At 41.4% G+C, this 18896-nt stretch carries 19 protein-coding genes; 10 read left to right on the forward strand and 9 right to left on the reverse strand.

The window, feature by feature from the left end; genetic code table 11:
• The first annotated feature begins 115 nt into the window (after window positions 1-115).
• Window positions 116-769 carry a bifunctional tRNA pseudouridine(32) synthase/23S rRNA pseudouridine(746) synthase RluA gene (gene rluA / locus NYF15_RS06240; protein ID WP_371353085.1) on the forward strand — a complete coding sequence of 218 codons (654 nt, stop codon included), beginning with the start codon at window positions 116-118 and terminating at the stop codon, window positions 767-769.
• Between the two features lie 68 nt (window positions 770-837).
• A complete protein-coding gene (locus tag NYF15_RS06245) occupies window positions 838-1731 on the forward strand; it encodes a DUF3530 family protein (RefSeq protein WP_371353086.1) in 894 nt (297 codons plus the stop codon).
• Here the strand turns inward: NYF15_RS06245 and djlA are convergent.
• The 3 genes from djlA to NYF15_RS06260 are packed head-to-tail and all read right to left on the reverse strand — an operon-like array spanning window position 1714 to window position 4254.
• Complete coding sequence (gene djlA / locus NYF15_RS06250; protein ID WP_371353111.1) at window positions 1714-2574, reverse strand: co-chaperone DjlA; 861 nt, start codon at window positions 2572-2574, stop codon at window positions 1714-1716. The two genes, NYF15_RS06245 and djlA, sit on opposite strands and share 18 nt — an antisense overlap.
• Before the next feature lie 16 nt (window positions 2575-2590).
• A complete protein-coding gene (gene murU / locus NYF15_RS06255) occupies window positions 2591-3256 on the reverse strand; it encodes an N-acetylmuramate alpha-1-phosphate uridylyltransferase MurU (RefSeq protein ID WP_371353087.1) in 666 nt (221 codons plus the stop codon).
• Window positions 3253-4254, reverse strand: a complete 1002-nt coding sequence (locus NYF15_RS06260; protein ID WP_371353088.1) for an aminoglycoside phosphotransferase family protein — start codon at window positions 4252-4254, stop codon at window positions 3253-3255. Before NYF15_RS06260 ends, murU begins: the two co-directional genes overlap by 4 nt.
• Window positions 4255-4357: 103 nt before the next feature.
• Here NYF15_RS06260 and lptD point away from each other — a divergent pair, with 103 nt between their 5' ends.
• The 7 genes from lptD (at window position 4358) to NYF15_RS06295 (ending at window position 13087) form a co-directional block, all read left to right on the forward strand.
• The gene (gene lptD, locus NYF15_RS06265; protein ID WP_237120158.1) at window positions 4358-6604 is read left to right on the forward strand and encodes an LPS assembly protein LptD; all 2247 of its coding nucleotides are present in this window, start codon (window positions 4358-4360) and stop codon (window positions 6602-6604) included.
• A gap of 36 nt (window positions 6605-6640) precedes the next feature.
• Complete coding sequence (gene surA / locus NYF15_RS06270) at window positions 6641-7933, forward strand: peptidylprolyl isomerase SurA (protein ID WP_062570089.1); 1293 nt, start codon at window positions 6641-6643, stop codon at window positions 7931-7933.
• Window positions 7934-7938: 5 nt separating this feature from the next.
• Window positions 7939-8931, forward strand: a complete 993-nt coding sequence (pdxA, locus tag NYF15_RS06275; protein WP_130150732.1) for a 4-hydroxythreonine-4-phosphate dehydrogenase PdxA — start codon at window positions 7939-7941, stop codon at window positions 8929-8931.
• Entirely contained in the window at window positions 8928-9734 is an 807-nt protein-coding gene (gene rsmA / locus NYF15_RS06280) for a 16S rRNA (adenine(1518)-N(6)/adenine(1519)-N(6))-dimethyltransferase RsmA (RefSeq protein WP_130150731.1), read from the forward strand. Before pdxA ends, rsmA begins: the two co-directional genes overlap by 4 nt.
• On the forward strand, window positions 9718-10107 hold the full coding sequence (apaG, locus tag NYF15_RS06285) for a Co2+/Mg2+ efflux protein ApaG (protein WP_036965974.1): 390 nt from the start codon (window positions 9718-9720) through the stop codon (window positions 10105-10107). Before rsmA ends, apaG begins: the two co-directional genes overlap by 17 nt.
• Window positions 10108-10113: 6 nt before the next feature.
• Complete coding sequence (locus NYF15_RS06290; protein WP_371353089.1) at window positions 10114-10929, forward strand: symmetrical bis(5'-nucleosyl)-tetraphosphatase; 816 nt, start codon at window positions 10114-10116, stop codon at window positions 10927-10929.
• Between the two features lie 142 nt (window positions 10930-11071).
• Window positions 11072-13087 carry a methyl-accepting chemotaxis protein gene (locus NYF15_RS06295; protein ID WP_130150729.1) on the forward strand — a complete coding sequence of 672 codons (2016 nt, stop codon included), beginning with the start codon at window positions 11072-11074 and terminating at the stop codon, window positions 13085-13087.
• A 371-nt stretch (window positions 13088-13458) separates the two neighbouring features.
• On the opposite strand, the gene NYF15_RS06300 is transcribed toward NYF15_RS06295, so the two are convergent.
• From NYF15_RS06300 to rplU, 5 genes are all read right to left on the reverse strand, one after another.
• On the reverse strand, window positions 13459-13833 hold the full coding sequence (locus NYF15_RS06300) for a DUF3718 domain-containing protein (protein ID WP_341803855.1): 375 nt from the start codon (window positions 13831-13833) through the stop codon (window positions 13459-13461).
• A 79-nt stretch (window positions 13834-13912) separates the two neighbouring features.
• Complete coding sequence (gene folA / locus NYF15_RS06305) at window positions 13913-14392, reverse strand: type 3 dihydrofolate reductase (protein ID WP_371353112.1); 480 nt, start codon at window positions 14390-14392, stop codon at window positions 13913-13915.
• A 78-nt stretch (window positions 14393-14470) separates the two neighbouring features.
• Complete coding sequence (gene cgtA / locus NYF15_RS06310) at window positions 14471-15622, reverse strand: Obg family GTPase CgtA (RefSeq protein ID WP_371353090.1); 1152 nt, start codon at window positions 15620-15622, stop codon at window positions 14471-14473.
• Window positions 15623-15779: 157 nt separating this feature from the next.
• Window positions 15780-16037 (reverse strand): 50S ribosomal protein L27, encoded by a 258-nt coding sequence (rpmA, locus tag NYF15_RS06315; RefSeq protein WP_054551015.1) that lies wholly within the window; start codon window positions 16035-16037, stop codon window positions 15780-15782.
• A gap of 17 nt (window positions 16038-16054) precedes the next feature.
• A complete protein-coding gene (gene rplU, locus NYF15_RS06320) occupies window positions 16055-16366 on the reverse strand; it encodes a 50S ribosomal protein L21 (RefSeq protein ID WP_036965957.1) in 312 nt (103 codons plus the stop codon).
• 410 nt (window positions 16367-16776) lie between these two features.
• Between rplU and ispB the strand changes: the two genes are divergently transcribed.
• Entirely contained in the window at window positions 16777-17748 is a 972-nt protein-coding gene (ispB, locus tag NYF15_RS06325; protein WP_371353091.1) for an octaprenyl diphosphate synthase, read from the forward strand.
• A 95-nt stretch (window positions 17749-17843) separates the two neighbouring features.
• On the opposite strand, the gene mdh is transcribed toward ispB, so the two are convergent.
• Window positions 17844-18779, reverse strand: coding sequence for a malate dehydrogenase (mdh, locus tag NYF15_RS06330; RefSeq protein WP_130150726.1), 936 nt, complete (start codon window positions 18777-18779; stop codon window positions 17844-17846).
• Between the last annotated feature and the right edge of the window lie 117 nt (window positions 18780-18896).

The raw sequence follows: 18896 nt of genomic DNA on the forward strand, positions 1-18896 counted from the left end.
TCACATCGCGTTTTTTTATGAACGTGGAGTTACCTTCCGAAGCGCTACCATCAACATTTGTGTAACTCTCTCAGCTCCTTTAAAATAGCGCTCTAGAAAATCATCGAGGCTGGCTGTGTTACTCAATTATAATCCCCCAATGACACCTTATTTAAGTATTGTTTATCAAGACGATGACTTGCTTATTGTGAATAAACCAAGCGGCTTACTCACTGTACCAGGGAAAGATCCAAAACACGCCGACTGCCTAATTGCTCGGGTTAATCGCGTATTTCCAACAGCAAAAATTGTACACCGCTTAGATATGGCAACCTCGGGAATTATTTGCTTAGCAATGCACAAAGAAGCGCATCGTAATTTAAGCATGCAATTTCAAGATAGAAAAACCGCTAAACGCTATATTGCACGCGTGTTTGGTAAACTCGAACAACAAACTGGCTCAGTGGATTTACCACTTATTTGTGACTGGCCTAACCGTCCAAAGCAAATGGTTGACCATGACAATGGCAAACCTTCACTAACCCACTTTAAAGTGCTTGAGCATGAAGACAATGCAACTCGCGTAGAGCTCACCCCTATTACTGGTCGCTCACATCAATTACGTGTTCACATGCTGTCTTTAGGTCATCCAATTTTAGGGGATAGACTGTACGCCCACCCAGCAGCATTAGCGATGGCGCCAAGACTGCAACTGCATGCAGAAATGCTCAGTTTGGCTCACCCAGTCAATGGTAAAGAAATGGTTTTTGAAGCCACGCCTGAGTTTTAACAATAATATTGCTAAATATTTAGCATGAGGTGCCGATAGTCTAATTAGACTTCAGTTAGGGTATCGGCATGACTTTAAGAGTATTAAATACATTACTTTACGCCACCAGTTTTGCGTTTATAAGCAATGTAAGTGCACTCGACTTCATTAAACCAACACCTTGGTCAAGTATCGTTAGTAACGATATTCAACGCTTTATTCCTGATGGTGAGGTACGTACCTTGCTTGCTGGTGATGATGAGTTTATCAGTCTTTATCGTCAATCGATGGCTGCCACTCAACGAGGTGTGGTTTTAGTTATTCCAGATTGGCAGCATCCGCCTACCAGTAATACAGGCCTAAACTTTCTACGTAAACAGCTTAATGACTTAGGTTATGCAACTCTTGCCATGGCGATGCCTGATATAGATTGGCATCCTGCTGACACTGATACACAATCAAGCGATACGCAAAGTGACACTACGACAGAATCAACAGAGCCAAAAGAGCAACCCCCTCACTTTGTCTCTGCAACTCCGACAATTAGTGATGCTGTACTCAATGACTATAAGCTCAAACTAATTACTCGCTTTAATGCGCTCTATAATAATGCCTTAGATGAACAGGGGGCTATTATCGTCCTTGCACAGGGTGCCAGCGCGGGGCTATTAATTGAACATTACGCCAGTTTCCCAAATACCAGTGTGAACGCATTCATCAGCCTAAGTGGTTATTTACCTAATAGTGAGCGCAATCAAAACCTTAACGCAACACTATCGACAATCAGTCCACCGCTACTGGATATATTTTACAGTGAAGGGAATCAAGACATAATACACAGTGCTCATGAGCGAAAGCGCTGGGTAAAACGCCATGCAAAGTACGATTATCGTCAAAGAGAATTGTTTGGCTTACCCACTGAGCCTGAGCAACACGAGCGGCTGCTCAAAGAGGTAGACGGCTTTCTACGCCGCCTTTTTTAAATATTCGTACGCAGCTTGAATATCCTGACTTTTCTTTACTGCAACTTCCATCATATGTTTTGGTAGACCCTGTGACACAAGTTTATCTGGGTGATGCTGCGCCATGAGCTTTCGGTACGCAACTTTGATATCACGCGAAGTTGCATCATTGCTTAATCCAAGCAATGCTAAGGCTTGGGCACGGTTCATGCCATTATTCGGTGGCACTCGATGGCCTTGTTGCTCATTGTGCGTGCTGCGTTGTTGATTTTGCTGCTCATAAAAGCGTTGTTGTTGCTGACGAAATGCAAACTCGGCTTGATAACGTTTAAGTAAAAATGAAAACTGAGTACGAGATATTCCTAATTGTTTGCTGACTTCTTGCAATAAATGCTTTTCTTGCTCTGCAAGGTGACCATCGGAAAACGCCATTTGAATTTGTATTTCTAAAAATAGTTGTAATAAGTCATGGCGGCGGGCGAAACGCTCTTTAAAATCATGAACCGTTTCTTTTAGTGAAAAGTCACTTTCTTTACCACTTCGAAACGCATCTTGTGCTTCGCGACGCTCATCACCTGACAAGTTCATCTCATCCATAAACAAACTAGCGGCACGAATGTGAGTTTCACTTACTCGACCGTTTGATTTAGCAATGTGCCCCATCACAGCAAAACAACTCGAGAAGAACAATGCTTGGCGTTCGTTAATATCATCGCCTTTAAACAAACCTGAAAAGCCCCCCGCTTTATCAAAGTCTTGTTTTAAGCTGCGATCAAACATATGACCAAGGTATAAACCGAGTAAAGCACCTATGAATTTTCCAAACATAAAGCCAAAACAAAAACCCAGTACTTTTCCCCACATCGTCAATGCATCCTCTTTAAAAATCTTGAACAGCTAAGCGCTGATTTAACTCATCGAGCCTAGCTGGCGTGCCAATATCATTCCATTGACCAATATACAGCTCAGTTGACACGCGATGTTCAGCTAATCTTTCACGTAAAATAGGACCTAACGCAAGCACCCCAGCAGCAAGGTCTTTAAAAAAGTCACTATGATATCGGCTAATTCCAGAAAATGTATACTTCTGACTCTCAGGGCTCATGTGGCTCAACGCAAAGTCTCCTGCAGGGTTATGGCTTGGGTTTTCAACCAGTACGATATGCGCCTCACCAGAGTGCAAATGTAGCTGAGTTAATGAGCTAACATCATAATCAGAAAATACATCACCATTTATCACCACAAACTGCTCCCCAAGCAAAGGAAGCGCGTGGATAATTCCCCCAGCGGTTTCAAGCCCGCCTTCGGGCTCTTGGCTGTACTGAATATTCACACCAAAAGCAGTTCCATCACCAAAGTGACTTTTTATTTTATCGCCTTGCCACGCAAGATTAATGACAATATCTACAATACCTGCTTGGCGTAAATTATTAATATGGTGCTCAAGTAATGGCCTATTAGCAACCTTGAGCATTGGCTTTGGTAGGTGCTCGGTCAGTGGCATCATCCGCTTGCCACGCCCTGCAGCTAAAATCATTGCTTTCATTTTATCTCTACCGCTAATCGCTTTTCAGTTAAAGGAATAATGATTGTTTCCATCCATTCACTTAATGTTTCAAGCTCAGGGTATTCTTTACTTACGCTGCTAATGTATTTAAGGGTGGGCAGTACATTATTCAAATAACCTGACTTACCATCGCGTAATTTTAAGCGGCAAAATATACCTGCGGCTTTTAAGTGACGTTGCACACCGGTTAAATCAAACCAGCGTTTAAATGCTGAAAATGGTACGTCATTGATAAGTTGCTGCGCGATAAACTCGTCATAAGCATAGTGTAATAAATAGTCGAGTTCTTTTTCTGGTAATTGAAAATAGCAATCTCTTAATAAAGATACGAGATCATAGCAAACAGGTCCTTGCACTGCGTCTTGATAATCAATAATCGCCCACTGCTGGCCGGTACGCATAATATTACGGCTGTGAAAATCACGGTGCACTGTTACTTTAGGTTGTTCAAGGGCATTATTTATTAGTAACTCACATACTCGCTGCCACATGCTTTGCTGCTCATCCTGCATCGTGTAACCAATAAATGCATCGACTAACCATTCTTTAAATATGCTTAGTTCAAACTGTAAAAATTCACTATCAAATACTTTCATATGCTGGGCTGGCGGGATTTGAGCCCATTGCGCACTTAATTTTATTAAGTGTTTATAGTGTGAGGTGCGATCATTATCGCCCAGTAAATCAGCTAAGTGTGTATTACCTAAGTCACTTAATAAGAAAAACCCTTGCTTCTCGTCTGCTTGAAGAATTTTTGGTAATTTAAAGCCATGCTTAGAAAACACTTTATTAAGTTCAATATAAGGTGTGTTATCTAATTTATTTGGGTCTGAATCCATGACGATATAGCTATGATCGCCCGTATTTACACGAAAATAGCGGCGAAAACTTGCATCACCAGTAATGGCGGCTAACTGATATTCATCCTCTTTAAAGTGAGGATTTAAAAACTGCTGTAAACTTTTATAACGATTCATTTAGTAAGATATCTATTTTTCACTAAGTCAATTACTGTATTTGCCATTGTTTTCCTTTATTATGTCTAGCTTATATCCAACCAAAGAGCATTAAGGTCATTAAATGAGCAAAACCTGGGGCATAATGATGCTAAGCGTACTTAGCGCACCATCGTTCGCCGAAACTGAACTGACACACAATTTTTGTGGCACTTCAATGCAAACCAGAGCTTGGCAACCGCTCCCAGGCCTTGAACTTAATATGATCGATATCAAATCTGATGATATTGAACTATTGGGCACCCAAAGCGCAGAATTTACCGGCAACGTAGATATTAACACCCTAACGATGAATTTGTCCGCACAAAGTGCACTGATTGACAAACAACGTGGTCTACTTAATGCAACTGGGCCTATCGTCTATCGCGATAAGGTAAGCCAAATTAACAGCTCGGGGCTCAATGCTGATTTAAATAATTCAGAGTTAAGCTTACTGGGTGCAGACTATAAGCTCACCGACCAACTTGGTCATGGTGGTGCAGAAAAACTAACGGTTAACCAGTCTGGCCTAAACCTGATGAACGCAAGCTTTACTACCTGCCCTGGTGAAACACCCGTGTGGACAATCGAAGCTGATAAAATTGATCTATCAAGTGATGATGGCTGGGGCGAAACCCATAATACAGTTCTGCGTGTGTTTGATACGCCCGTTTTATACTTACCGTATTTTACGTTCCCGTTAGATGATCGCCGTAAGTCAGGTTTACTCACACCAAACTTCTCAAGCTCAGGCCGTTACGGTATTGAAACCATCACCCCTTATTACTGGAATATAGCGCCAAATTACGATGCGACGATTACCCCACGTTATATGTCTAAACGTGGTTTACAGATGATTGGTGAGTTCCGCTATCTGACTGAACATAACAATGGCTTAGTTGCCGTCGAATACTTAGATAAAGATGACGAAGAGCCGAATGTTGACTCACGTTATTTATTCCACTGGCAACAACAAAGCTACTTTGGCGAAAATTGGCGTGGTGCAATCGATGTAACTAACGTCAGTGATGATAATTACCTAACAGATTTAAATTCAAGCTATGCAACGCGCACAGATACTCAGCTTTACCGCACAGGTTCTTTGACGCATTTAGGAGAAACATGGCGCACCAATATCAAATTACAAAGCTTTGAGGTATTGGGAGATCATAAAGATTCATACGCCGCCTTACCACAAATCAGTTTCTCGCAAACTGATGCCTACGATTTTTATGGTGTCGATTTGACCCTTGATGGCGAATTAAGCTATTTCACCAATGATAATGCTGTGATTGATGAAGCAAGCCGTCTTCACATTGAGCCCAAAGCAAGCTTAGGTTATCAAGAATATGCATGGTCGTTTTTATCTGAGGTCAGTTTACTGCATACAGAATATAATCAGCATGGTGATTTGAGCGGTACTAATTTTGATGAAAAAGTCACGCGTACCCTGCCAAAAGTCCGCTTATACAGCCAACTAAACTTTGAACGTGAAACCGCTTTTTTCTTTAAAGACGGTATACAAACTTTAGAGCCACAGATTCAATATTTGTATACACCCAATAAAGACCAATCAAATATTGGCCTGTACGATACCACTAAATTACAAGACGACTTTTTTGGTTTGTTTCGAGATCGCCGCTTTTCAGGTATCGATCGCATTGCAACAGCGAACCAATTTACACTCGGTGCAACAACTCGTTTATTTAGTAGCGATAATGAAGAAGTCTTTAATTTTAGTGCGGGTCAAATATTCTATTTAAGCGACGAAGCAAAACCAACATCTCAAGGATTAGGCACAGATACCAATTACAATGCCTTGTTTGCAGCGCAAACCATGTTACATTGGCACCGTCGCTGGTATTTGTCTGGTGGTATTCAATATGACACCGACGGTAAAGAAATCATCCAATCTAATGTCACATTAGATTATAAAGGTGATGATAAACAGCTTGTACAATTGAACCATCGCTATGCAAATGATGTCTCAGGCAATACAATCGAACAAGTTGGTTTATTTACGAGTATTCCACTAACAAAAGATTGGCAATTTGTTGGTAGCTACCACCGCGATTTAGAAAGTGGTCGTAGTATTGAAGTTTTCACCGGTCTTCAGTATGAATCGTGCTGTTGGGCGTTTCAAATTACAGGCCGTCGCCAAATCGAAACTGATTTGAATCAAGCGATAGGCCAAGAACAAGCTACTTTTGATACCAGTATTGGTTTTAATATTGTATTAAAAGGGCTTGGAAGTAAAAGCCGTTATGATGCGCAAAAATTATTACAACAAGGTATTTTTGGCTATCGTAGACCGTATTTTCTTAATAACTAGTACCGCAGTACTATTAGCAAGAGTATTAGAAAAAATATGAATTTTAAAAAATTATTTGCATCTGCATTATTAACAGTTGGCCTATGCCAAAGTGTCTTCGCCAAGCCTGTCGAAATTGACAAAGTAGTTGGCGTGGTTAACCAAGGCGTAATTTTACAAAGTGAAGTCGACACAATTATTAACCGTGTTAAAGCGCAAGCAGCAGAACAAGGCCAAGAGCTTCCTTCTGATGACACCCTGCGTATTCAAGCAATTGAGCGTTTAGTAAACCAAGCGCTTATGATGCAACTTGCCGAGCGTATGGGTCTTGAGATTTCTGATTCTCAACTTGATCAAACCCTCGAAAACATGGCGCGTGAGCAAGGCGGTAGCATCGCTGATTTACGTCGCACGATAGAAGCGTCAGGTGAAAGTTTCCCTGCTTATCGCGAAGAAATCCGTAAAGAAATAACAACCCAGCAAGTGATGCGTGCCAATGTAGATCGCCGAATTTATATTAGCCCACAAGAAATCGATAACCTTTTAAAAATCATGGAAACTCAGGGTAAAAATGCCGAAGAGTATGACATCGGTCATATCTTGATTGATATCCCAAGTGATGCAACACCTGATGAAATTGCGAGCGCAAAAACTCGTGCTGATAAAGTCATCGAGTTCTTAGAAGATGGTAAAGAATTCAAGCGTATTGCAATTTCATCATCAAGTGGCTCAAAAGCACTTGAAGGTGGTCAACTAGGCTGGATGAGCATCAATGAAATGCCCTCTCTTTTTGCTGAGGCAGTAAAAGGCCATAAAAAAGACGATATTGTTGGCCCACTTCGCTCAGGCGCAGGCTTTCATATAATTAAAGTTCAAGACGTACGTGGACGCCAAGTTGTTGAAACAACAGAAGTACGCTCTCGCCATATTCTTATCAAGCCCTCAATCATCTTAAGTGAAGAGAAAGCCCGTGATATGCTAAAAGGCTTTGCAAAAGAGCTACGTGAAGGCAAAGCTGACTTTGCAGAGCTAGCAAAAGAATACTCTGAAGACCCTGGTTCAGCATTAAAAGGTGGCGAGTACGACTGGACTGATCCAAGTACCTATGTACCTGAGTTTAAAAATACACTTCTTTCATTAGAAAAAGATGAAATCAGTGAACCATTTAGAACACAGTTCGGTTGGCACATTGTACAACTTTTGGGCAAACGCGTAGCAGACAAAACAGAGCTGGCAAAACGTAACCGTGCTCACCAATTACTGTTTAACCGTAAATTTAAAGAAGAAAGCTTCAACTGGCAGCAAGAAATGCGTGAACAAGCCCATGTTGATATCTTTCCGGCAGAATAAACGTCATGACAATTAGAGTAGCAATAACCCCTGGTGAGCCTGCTGGCATAGGCCCAGATTTACTTATAAAACTAGCTCAACATCAATGGGATGCTCAACTGGTTGTGATCGCTGACGGCGCGCTTTTAAAAGAGCGCGCTAAGCAACTAGGATTATCAATCGACCTAATTAAGTTTGATGAAAATCAAGCGCCAACAACGGCTCCTGCAGGGAGTGTTTATTTACATCAAGTTGATCTTGGTGCAGAGGTTGAAGTTGGCGTGTTAAATGATGCCAACGGACAGTATGTCTTAGACACGTTACGTATAGCCAGCGAAAAAAACATGGATGGCACCTTTGCTGCTGTAGTCACTGGCCCCGTGCATAAAGGTATTATCAATAAAGCGGGTATCTCATTTAGTGGTCACACTGAGTACTTTGCTCAGCAATCAAATACCGCTGATGTTGTTATGCTATTAGCCACTGAGGGCTTACGTGTTGCGCTTGTTACCACGCATATACCACTGGCTTATGTATCGCGAGCAATTACAGTTGAACGTCTGAGCAAGGTTGCCACAATTTTAAACCATGATTTACAAACCAAATTTGGAATCGAAAAGCCACGTATCTTAGTGTGCGGTTTAAACCCGCATGCAGGTGAAGATGGCCACCTAGGCCGTGAAGAAATCGAAACGATAACACCAACACTTGAGCTTTTAAATAATCAAGGTATGAACTTAATAGGGCCATTACCCGCCGATACCCTTTTCCAAGATAAATATTTATCTCAGGCAGACGCGGTACTCGCAATGTATCACGATCAGGGATTACCTGTGCTAAAATACAAAGGTTTCGGCAATTCAGTTAACATCACCCTTGGATTGCCATTTATTCGCACATCAGTCGATCATGGTACAGCTCTCGATCTCGCTGGAACTGGTACAGCTGATGTGGGTAGTTTTGAATTAGCAATCCGCGAAGCGATTAAGCTCGCCCATGAAAAAGCACAAAATCAATGACAGATAAAGTACATTTAGGACATCGCGCCCGTAAGCGTTTTGGTCAAAACTTTTTAAATGATGACATGATCATCGACAAAATAGTCACGGCTATTGATCCTAAACCTGAAGACAATTTAGTAGAAATCGGCCCAGGCCTTGGGGCTATTACTGAGCCTGTGGCTGAGCTAAGCGGCCATTTAACTGTTGTTGAACTAGATAAAGATCTAGCCGAGCGTTTAACCAGTCACCCTTTTTTAGGACCTAAGTTAACTGTGCATCAAGGTGATGCCATGAAGTTCGACTTTAGTTCTTTGATAAAAGCAGATGAAAAGCTGAAAATTTTTGGTAACTTACCTTATAACGTCTCAACGCCGCTACTCTTTCATCTATTTGAATTTGCAGACAATGTTGAACATATGCACTTCATGCTACAAAAAGAAGTGGTGAAGCGTATGGTAGCAGGCCCTGGTAGCAAAGCATTTGGTCGTTTAAGTGTGATGACGCAGTACTATTGCCACGCAATGCCAGTGATTGATGTTCCACCAGAGTGCTTTAAGCCTGCACCTAAAGTTGACTCAGCGGTCATCCGTTTAATCCCTAAAAAGCCTGAGCAACGTAGTGCAAAAAGTACCAAACTATTAAACACAGTCTGTTTAGAAGCATTTAATCAACGCCGTAAAACATTACGTAACAGTTTATCAAACCTACTTACAGCTGAAGAGCTCACAAGTATTGGCATTGATATCACGCTTCGTGCAGAAAGCCTGTCTTTACAACAATTTATTGATATAGCTAATTGGATTTATGACAACAAGCAGTAATCTGGGTTCACCTATAAAAGTTTCTGTGGAGACCTTTTATGTTGAAGGGCAATCAGAACCTGAACAGGATAAATACGTTTTTGCCTACTCTATCACTATTAAAAACCACAGTTTGTGCAGTGCTAAGCTATTGAGTCGTTATTGGTTAATAACGGATGCTAATGGCAAAGAAGTTGAAGTACAGGGCGAAGGTGTTGTTGGTGAAACTCCAACCATTGCCCCTGGCGAAAGTTACAAATACACCAGTGGCGCTGTGCTCGATACACCTGTTGGCACGATGCAAGGTTATTATACAATGCGCAATGAATTCGGCACTGAATTTGAAGCCCCCATTGACGTATTTCGTCTAGCTCGCCCTAATATACTGCATTAAGTAACAATGGCCGACTACGCAATTGGTGATCTACAAGGCTGCTATTTTGAATTTAACAGGCTTCTCGAGCGTGTTAACTTTAATCCAAGTCAAGATCACCTTTACTTAGTCGGTGATATTGTCGCCAGAGGCCCTGACTCTCTTGCTTGCCTTGAACGGCTTTACAATATGCAAGGCAGTGTCAGTATTAGTTTAGGTAATCATGACCTACATCTTATTGCCTGCCATTATTTAAACAAGCCGGCAAACCCAAAAGATAAACTCGGCCCTGTTTTTGATAGCCCTAAACGTGCTGACTATATCAAGTTTCTTCAGCATCAACCTCTTGCAATTTGGCTTGCACATCACGATACCTTTATCAGCCATGCTGGCTTAAATCCAAACTGGTCCATTAAAAAAGCGCTAAAGCGGGCACAATTTGCACAGACTTGCTATCAAGGACCTGATGCAATCCATTACTTTACTCACATGTACGAACCACACCCCACTGAGTGGCAATCAACTTTGAGTAAAGAAGCCAAGTTTCGCTATATTGTTAACTACTTTACACGTATGCGCTTTGTCGACAGTGATGGCAAGCTTGAGTTACATAACAAAACCAGTGTTAGTGACAATAGCTCAATAATACCTTGGTTTGAACACCCTAATATTTCACAATTAAAACAACACCTTGTTTTTGGTCACTGGGCTGCCCTTGAAGGGAAAACCAATAAAAAAAATGTGCATGGACTTGACACCGGTTGTGTTTGGGGTGGGAGCATGACACTCATGGAACTCGCACAAAAGAAGCATTTTATCGAAAGTTCCCACTCTTTCATCTAAAATAAACTGAAAATTAACTGAACATCTGTTAGATTTATAACAATTAAAGTAAATTTAAATTAAAGCTAATTAAATTTAAATACTTAACTTATTGGTAACCCTGCCGATAAGTTTGGATTAGTACTCTTTTGTGGAATTATTTATGAACTTGACCGTTAGACAGCGTATTTGGGGTGGCTTCATTGTCATTACGTTACTCCTGCTATTTATTGGTGGTAACTCATTGATCAGAATTACCAGTATTGATCAATCAACACAGCGAGTGAACCAGCTATCGTTGCCTGCACTAGACAAAAGTTATGAATTACAGGTCGAGTTCATTTTAATGAGTAAATCAGCTCAAGCGAGCTTTTATTCAACCTCTCAAGATGAGCTTGCAGGCTTACGCAAAAGCTTTAATGAGCAGAAAAAGCGCTACGATAGCTCATACCAAGAACTACAAGATGTTGTTAGCAACGATCCTGAACTTAAGCAAAGCAGCCAGCAAGTTGAGCAAACCTACAAACGCTTTGTTAAATCTGTAGATAACTTATTTGCCGATAAGAAAACCCAATTAGAACTTAATAAGACACTTCGCACTCAATTAGAAGAGATTGAGCTCAGTGCTGAAGACGCCAACTCAGTCGTGCTTGATATTATTGACATCGATGGACTTGAAGAAAATAACTCACGCGCTTATCAAGCAGCCAATAGCATGGAGAATAATTTTCAGTCTGTGGTAACAAATAGTACCGATATGCTAACGGTTAAAACCCACAACACCCTCGATATCATAAAAAATGAGCAAACATACTACCTTGAAGAAGTTGAGCGTAGTTTAGGTTTAATCCGCCCTGCTATTATTGATAGCAATGCGGGTTTATTTAATGATCTGAACGGCTACTACGAAGCACTGGCTAAAAATGTAAAAGGAAATAACAGCTTATCTGCAAATAAAAAGCGTTTGATTGATGCTATTGCACAAACTCAAGCTGAGCTGGCAAATGCAGAAAAGTCGACGGCAGAAGCGCTAAAGCAACTTAAAGAACTCGTAGATCAATCGACCGTGCTTGCTTTCGACTTACAACAAGATGTAAGTGGCAATGTATCTACAGCAACTATTTGGACTTGGATTGCCATGGTTATCGCAACTCTACTTGCCATTGCTGTTGCAGCGATTACCGTTAGTCGTATCACTAAACCACTTGCTGAAGTAAACCGAGTACTCGATATTGTTGCAAGTGGCGATATGACACAACGTTTAGATGATACTGCCAAAGATGAGTTTGGTGAGTTATCGCGAAGCTGTAATACACTAATCGAAAGCTTGCGTACACTTATTCAAGGCATTATCTCTCGTTCAACTCAGCTTGCGGCGGCATCTGAAGAGACTTCAGCCATCACTGAAGAATCTAGCCAAGCTATCCGTAACCAACAAGCTCAGGTTGAACAAGCTGCCACCGCAACCACTGAAATGAGCAGCACCTCACAGGCTGTAAGCAGCAGTGCACAGCAGGCATTGAGTGAAATTAAAAACGCAGATAAAGAAGCAGAGCGTGTTAAAGGTATCTCATCACAAAACAAGGCAACTATTGAACAGCTTGCTCGTGAGGTAGATGATGCATCGCAAGTTATCAATAAGCTTCATAAAGACAGCGCGTCGATTGGCGGTATCTTAGATGTAATTCGTGGTATTGCAGAACAAACTAACCTGCTTGCACTAAATGCCGCTATTGAAGCAGCACGTGCTGGTGAGCAAGGCCGAGGCTTTGCGGTTGTGGCAGACGAAGTACGCTCTCTAGCAAGTAAAACACAAGAGTCTACGCAAGAGATTCAAGCTATGATTGAATCGCTTCAGGTTGGTGCTGAAGCTGCTGTATCAGCTATGTCGAAAGGTAAGCAACAAGCTGAATCATGTGTTGAGCAATCAGATCAGGCCAATACAGCTCTTGATTCAATCACTGCTGCCGTTGCACAAGCACATAATGTTAGTGAGGAAATATCGACAGCGGCACACGAGCAACAGCAAGTATCACAAGAAATTAGCGAACGATTGGAGTCAATCGTTGCAATCGCAGAGCAAACGGCAGAAGGGGCTAACCAGACCAACATCTCAAGCTCTGAAGTCGCTAAGCTTGCTGAGGAGCTGCGCTTATCAGTTGATGCGTTTAAAGTGTAGACGGCTACTGACAATTTAGACTACTAAAAACCGTGTTTGCGATAGCAAACACGGTTTTTTTATAAATAAAATCAGGAGTATTTGATAAATGTCTCGCGAACAGCAACCATACCAATTCGCTTAATTAGCAGGCCTATTTTGAGGCAATAAAACCTCATTGATAACAAGGTAAGAATTTCGTTGTTCTCGGCAATTGCTCCTGCATTGCTCTTCCTCCTGCATCCATACAGTCGTAAATCAGAAATTTTTAACACAGATAGCAACAGGTTTAATCCCTCAAAATGATTAAGTAGTATTGTGGATTGGTATCACTCAGGCACAAAAAAACCGCAACATGTGCGGCTTTTCAAACGCTTTTATGACTTTTGGAATTAAAGTCCTGCGCGCTCTTTAATAACTGCGATAAGAGGCGAGCCACTATGATTAGATTCAGCCCAAGCAAGGTCTGCACCGTCTTCTAAAGAGCTTTTAGAAAGGTTTTTAACAATGTATTCGCCGGTATCATTTGCACCGCTTTCAATCGCGTGGCGAAGCATATTGTTACCATTACACTTTACAGAATCAATGATGTTACGAATTTTAATACGTGAACTTTTTAATTTACCACGTAAACGGCTTTTGTCGTCCGCAGCAATATACTCACAAATAGAAATAGCTAGTTGATCATTAGCTTTAACGGGTGCGGTGTACGCAACTGAAGCCGAAACAACTGCCGCAGCTAGTAACATATTTGGTAGCTTTATCATATTTTGCCCTTATGTAATACTTTTTACTTACCAAGATTGACTATTATTGTACCAATCAATCTGATTCATCGCAATAATGTTACGAATTTTTATACAAAGTAACAAAGGTATATGAGTAAGGGTTTTTGTTATCTGGTTGCTTCTGCTCTTGCTCTACAATTGTCCAATCAGCAACATTTTCGTAATCTGGGAACTGAGTATCCCCTTCTACATCCAAATTGATAAAAGTCAAATATAGACGTTCAGCTTGAGCAAGAAATTGCTGATAGATGTTTCCACCACCGATGATCATCACTTCATCTTCTTCTTTTACAAGGGCTAGCGCCGCTTCAGGCGAAGTCACAACCTCAATGCCTTCAGCTTTATATTCTGCATTACGACTAATAATAATATTTTGACGCCCAGGTAAAGGTCGGCCAATAGATTCAAATGTTTTACGGCCCATAATGACAGGTTTAGCCATTGTTACTTGCTTAAAGTGTTGTAAGTCAGCAGGTAAATGCCATGGCATTTGATTATCTTGGCCAATAATACGGTTATTTGCCATTGCAGCAATCATTGAAATTTTCACATTAAATCCTAATACTTTTTTCCTAATAACAAAAAAGGAGCAAAAGCTCCTTTTTTATTTAAAATTTTAACGTTCGTAAATGACTTCAACGTCGTAGTCATCTTCGTCCCAATCATCCCAATCGTCATCATCTTTCGATGTTGCTTTTTGATGATAAGTATCCCACTTAAATTCAACTTCTTCTTTTTCTTCTTCAGCAAACTTTTCTTTTGGCATGCTATCCAATAGCGCCATAATGTCATGACACAAGGCTTGCGTATTTTGCTTATTTGCTGCTGAAATTTGATACACGTTTGTCTCTTCGCCTATCTCCTCAGCAATTTGCTTACATAAAGCCTCAGCTTCATCTGCTGGTAGTAGATCAATCTTATTAAATACTAACCAGCGAGGTTTCTCAGCAAGCTTAGGGCTGTATTGGTGTAGCTCATTAATGATAGCAAAGGCATTATCGACAGGGTTTGAACCATCAACAGGCATCACATCAATAATATGTAAAAGTACGCGACAACGCTCTAGATGCTTTAAGAAACGAATTCCTAAACCTGCACCGTCTGATGCGCCTTCAATTAAGCCTGGGATATCAGCAATCACGAATGACTTATTAGCATCAGGACGAACCACACCTAGGTTTGGTACCAATGTAGTAAACGGATAATCTGCTACTTTCGGCTTTGCTGCTGATACGCTGCGAATGAACGTTGACTTGCCTGCATTTGGCAAACCCAGTAAACCAACATCTGCAAGTAGCATTAGCTCTAAACGTAAACTACGAACCTCACCTGGTGTCCCCAGTGTTTTTTGACGAGGAGCACGGTTTGTGCTCGATTTAAAGCGTGCATTCCCTAAGCCATGGAAACCACCTTTAGCAACAACCGTTTTTTGACCGTGTTGAGTAAGATCACCTAATGACTCTTCAGTATCAACATCCGTAATACGAGTGCCAACAGGTACCTTTAACACAAGGTCTGCACCTTTTTTACCCGTCATATTACGGCTTTGACCATTTGTGCCACGCTCTGCTTTATGAAAACGCTCAAATTGATAGTCAATAAGTGTGTTTAAGTTTTCATCAGCTTGTAGATAGACACTGCCACCATCGCCGCCATCACCGCCGTCAGGACCGCCATCCGGCACATATTTTTCACGTCGGAAAGATACGACACCGCTGCCGCCATCACCCGCGTCACAACGAATTTCTACTTCATCTACAAACTTCATGATTACTCACTTTAAGATTGGCTTATTAATAACTCTATTATACACCTAATTATATAGCTAAGCATCTTCGTACAGTGCCGAAGATGCTTAGCTATATAATCGAGTACCTTAAAACAAAAAACCCCGCAAAGGCGGGGTTTTTCAAATATCGAGATGATTACTCAGCTACGATATTTACGTATTTACGGTTTAAAGGACCTTTCTGTTCGAATTGAACTTTACCATCTGCTTTTGCGAAGATAGTGTGGTCTTTACCGATACCTACGTTAGCGCCAGCGTGGAAACGAGTACCACGTTGACGAACAATGATGCTGCCCGCTAGAACTGATTCGCCACCAAAACGCTTAACACCTAGGCGTTTGCTTTCTGAATCGCGACCGTTACGAGTACTACCAGCTGCTTTTTTATGTGCCATTTCTCAGTACCTCTAAATTAAGCGCTAATGCCAGTGATTTTAACTTCAGTGAACCATTGACGATGGCCCATTTGCTTACGAGAATGCTTACGACGTCTAAATTTAACAATCTTCACTTTCTCACCGCGACCGTGTGAAACAACCTCAGCTGTCACTTTACCACCGTTTACGAACGGTACACCGATCTCGATTTTCTCACCATCAGCAACTAAAAGTACTGAATCAAATTCAACTGCTGCACCAGTTTCAACGTCTAATTTCTCAAGACGAATTGTTTGACCTTCAGTCACACGGTGCTGTTTACCACCACTTTGGAAAACCGCGTACATAATTAACTCCGTCTGTGCGCCCTCAAATCGACGCAACTAAAATATTCTTCAATAGGGCGCGAAGTTTACGCTAATGCGCAAAAACTAGCAAGCCTCTTTTTCGATAAAATGAATAAAAAATAGCTGCATTGAGAGCAATTCAATATTTTCCCTTATTTTATCCTAAAAACGCCTCTTGCCAAGCGCTTTTTACGATCTTGTGACAATTAAATTTCAGTCACAAAACCGAGTCACCGAGGTAGTAATACCGATTACTTATTAAACAAGGTGATAAACTTAACTCCACAAATTTTGCCCTAAATAAAAAACTTTAAGGTGTTTTTTTGGTGAATCGTCACAAAATATCGAGCAAGCGCAATTTTTGATGTACAATCAGCCCCGTATACCCATAAAAATCGGCTCGGAGATCAATGGATATAAAAGCTATCCAGACGTTAATTGAAAGTGAAATGAATGACGTCAATCAACTAATACACGCCCAAATGCGCTCAGACGTCGCATTGGTAAACCAGCTTGGCTTATATATAGTAAACAGCGGCGGCAAACGTGTACGCCCTATGTTAGCTATTTTAGCGGCAAAAGCACTTGGTTATGAGGGTAAAGACCACATTACGCTTGCCACCATCATAGAGTTTATTCATACCGCAACCTTACTACATGATGATGTTGTAGATGAATCTAACCTGCGCAGAGGAACACCCACTGCTAATGCAGAGTTTGGTAATGCAGCCAGCGTATTAGTAGGTGATTTTATCTATACTCGTTCATTCCAGTTAATGGTTGGGCTGGGTAAAATGCCTATTATGCAAACACTTGCAGATGCAACGAATGTCATCGCAGAAGGCGAAGTACTACAATTGATGAACTGTAATGACCCTGACACCACAGAACAAAGCTATATGCAGGTTATTTACAGCAAAACCGCTAAATTATTTGAGGCTGCTACCGGTTTAGCCGCCATTATCACTGAGCAAAATCAACACACCCTTGATGCCTTAAACTTATACGGCATGCATTTAGGCACCGCCTTCCAGCTTGTTGATGATGTGCTTGATTACAATGCAGATGCCACGCAACTTGGTAAGAATATTGGTGATGATTTAGCTGAAGGTAAACCTACCCTACCGCTAATCTACGCAATGCAAAAAGGCACACCAGAGCAAGTTAAGCTAGTACGCGAAGCCATTGAGCTTGGTAATGGTATGGACCACTTAGAGAGCATTCTAACGGCATTAGCTGATACTAAAGCCCTTGAGTTTGCGATGCAAAAAGCAGAACAAGAAGCCGACAAAGCGATTGCTTGTATTGCCTTTTTACCAGATACACCGTACAAGCAAGCACTTGAGAGTTTAGCCCGTATCGCCGTTGCACGGGATCATTAAACTCAATTTATTCGAGCCACAAAAAAGCCTGCAATTGCAGGCTTTTTTACTATTGAGGACATCGACTAGAGAATATCCCCATTTTCATCTGGGTATTAACCGTTGATGAAATCAACACCTTCTTGGATGTCTTTGTTAAGTGTCGCTAACATATCATTCTTAGCTTGCTCTTCAAAAGCACTTAACTCACCGTAAGAAAGGATTTCTTCAACACCGTTTTTACCTAAACGTACTGGGTGTGCGAAGTATGCTGCGTCGCCGTTCTCAACTGCAACGTATGCGTAATCAACAACTTCTTCACCTTGTAAGCCTTTAACTAAAGACATACAAAAACGAGCTGCAGCTGCACCCATTGAAAGCGTCGCTGAACCGCCACCCGCTTTAGCGTTAACAACTTCAGTACCCGCATTTTGGATACGTGGTGTTAATGCTGCAACTTCTTCGTCGGTGAAAGTAACACCTTCCACTTGAGAAAGAAGAGGAAGAATAGTCGTACCTGAGTGACCACCGATCACTGGAACTTTAACGTCTGTAGCGCTTAAACCTTTAAGCTCAGCAACAAATGCTTCTGAACGGATCACGTCAAGTGTTGTGATACCGAATACACGATTCGCATCGTAAGTACCCGCTTTTTTGAATACTTCAGCAACGATTGGCACAGTACCGTTAACTGGGTTAGTGATGATACCTACTAACGCTTTAGGGCAGTTTTTAACGATGCCTTCAGCTAATGTTTTGATGATACCTGCGTTTACGTTGAAAAGGTCCGCACGGTCCATACCCGGCTTACGCGGCATACCCGCTGGGATAAGAACGATATCACAACCAACTAAAGCATCGTCTAGGTTGTCAGCACCAAAGCCTTCAACTTTAACGTCTGTTGGGATGTGAGAAAGATCAACCGCTACACCAGGAACAACAGGGGCAACATCGTATAACGATAATTCAGAACCTGCAGGTAAACTTGTTTTTAATAATAAAGACAATGCTTGGCCGATACCGCCAGCTGCGCCTAAAACAGCAACTTTCATTGGAATTCTCCGTAATTTGAGGTAGGAAATACTTGTGGCCCTAAAGATAATGAAATTAGCGACTAAAAACAAATTTATCCTGCTTATTTCGCATATAATTTCGACCATAGTTGTAAA

It is taken from the genome of Pseudoalteromonas sp. 68 DY56-GL68 (assembly GCF_041414825.1).
Taxonomy (GTDB): domain Bacteria; phylum Pseudomonadota; class Gammaproteobacteria; order Enterobacterales; family Alteromonadaceae; genus Pseudoalteromonas.

Coding starts and splice junctions, on each gene's coding strand:
- NYF15_RS06245 (WP_371353086.1), top strand. CDS start 838: ATGACTTTAAGAGTATTAAATACATTACTTTACGCCACCAGTTTTGCG.
- djlA (WP_371353111.1), bottom strand. CDS start 2,574: ATGTGGGGAAAAGTACTGGGTTTTTGTTTTGGCTTTATGTTTGGAAAA.
- murU (WP_371353087.1), bottom strand. CDS start 3,256: ATGAAAGCAATGATTTTAGCTGCAGGGCGTGGCAAGCGGATGATGCCA.
- NYF15_RS06260 (WP_371353088.1), bottom strand. CDS start 4,254: ATGAATCGTTATAAAAGTTTACAGCAGTTTTTAAATCCTCACTTTAAA.
- lptD (WP_237120158.1), top strand. CDS start 4,358: ATGAGCAAAACCTGGGGCATAATGATGCTAAGCGTACTTAGCGCACCA.
- surA (WP_062570089.1), top strand. CDS start 6,641: ATGAATTTTAAAAAATTATTTGCATCTGCATTATTAACAGTTGGCCTA.
- pdxA (WP_130150732.1), top strand. CDS start 7,939: ATGACAATTAGAGTAGCAATAACCCCTGGTGAGCCTGCTGGCATAGGC.
- rsmA (WP_130150731.1), top strand. CDS start 8,928: ATGACAGATAAAGTACATTTAGGACATCGCGCCCGTAAGCGTTTTGGT.
- apaG (WP_036965974.1), top strand. CDS start 9,718: ATGACAACAAGCAGTAATCTGGGTTCACCTATAAAAGTTTCTGTGGAG.
- NYF15_RS06290 (WP_371353089.1), top strand. CDS start 10,114: ATGGCCGACTACGCAATTGGTGATCTACAAGGCTGCTATTTTGAATTT.
- NYF15_RS06295 (WP_130150729.1), top strand. CDS start 11,072: ATGAACTTGACCGTTAGACAGCGTATTTGGGGTGGCTTCATTGTCATT.
- NYF15_RS06300 (WP_341803855.1), bottom strand. CDS start 13,833: ATGATAAAGCTACCAAATATGTTACTAGCTGCGGCAGTTGTTTCGGCT.
- folA (WP_371353112.1), bottom strand. CDS start 14,392: ATGATTGCTGCAATGGCAAATAACCGTATTATTGGCCAAGATAATCAA.
- cgtA (WP_371353090.1), bottom strand. CDS start 15,622: ATGAAGTTTGTAGATGAAGTAGAAATTCGTTGTGACGCGGGTGATGGC.
- rpmA (WP_054551015.1), bottom strand. CDS start 16,037: ATGGCACATAAAAAAGCAGCTGGTAGTACTCGTAACGGTCGCGATTCA.
- rplU (WP_036965957.1), bottom strand. CDS start 16,366: ATGTACGCGGTTTTCCAAAGTGGTGGTAAACAGCACCGTGTGACTGAA.
- ispB (WP_371353091.1), top strand. CDS start 16,777: ATGGATATAAAAGCTATCCAGACGTTAATTGAAAGTGAAATGAATGAC.
- mdh (WP_130150726.1), bottom strand. CDS start 18,779: ATGAAAGTTGCTGTTTTAGGCGCAGCTGGCGGTATCGGCCAAGCATTG.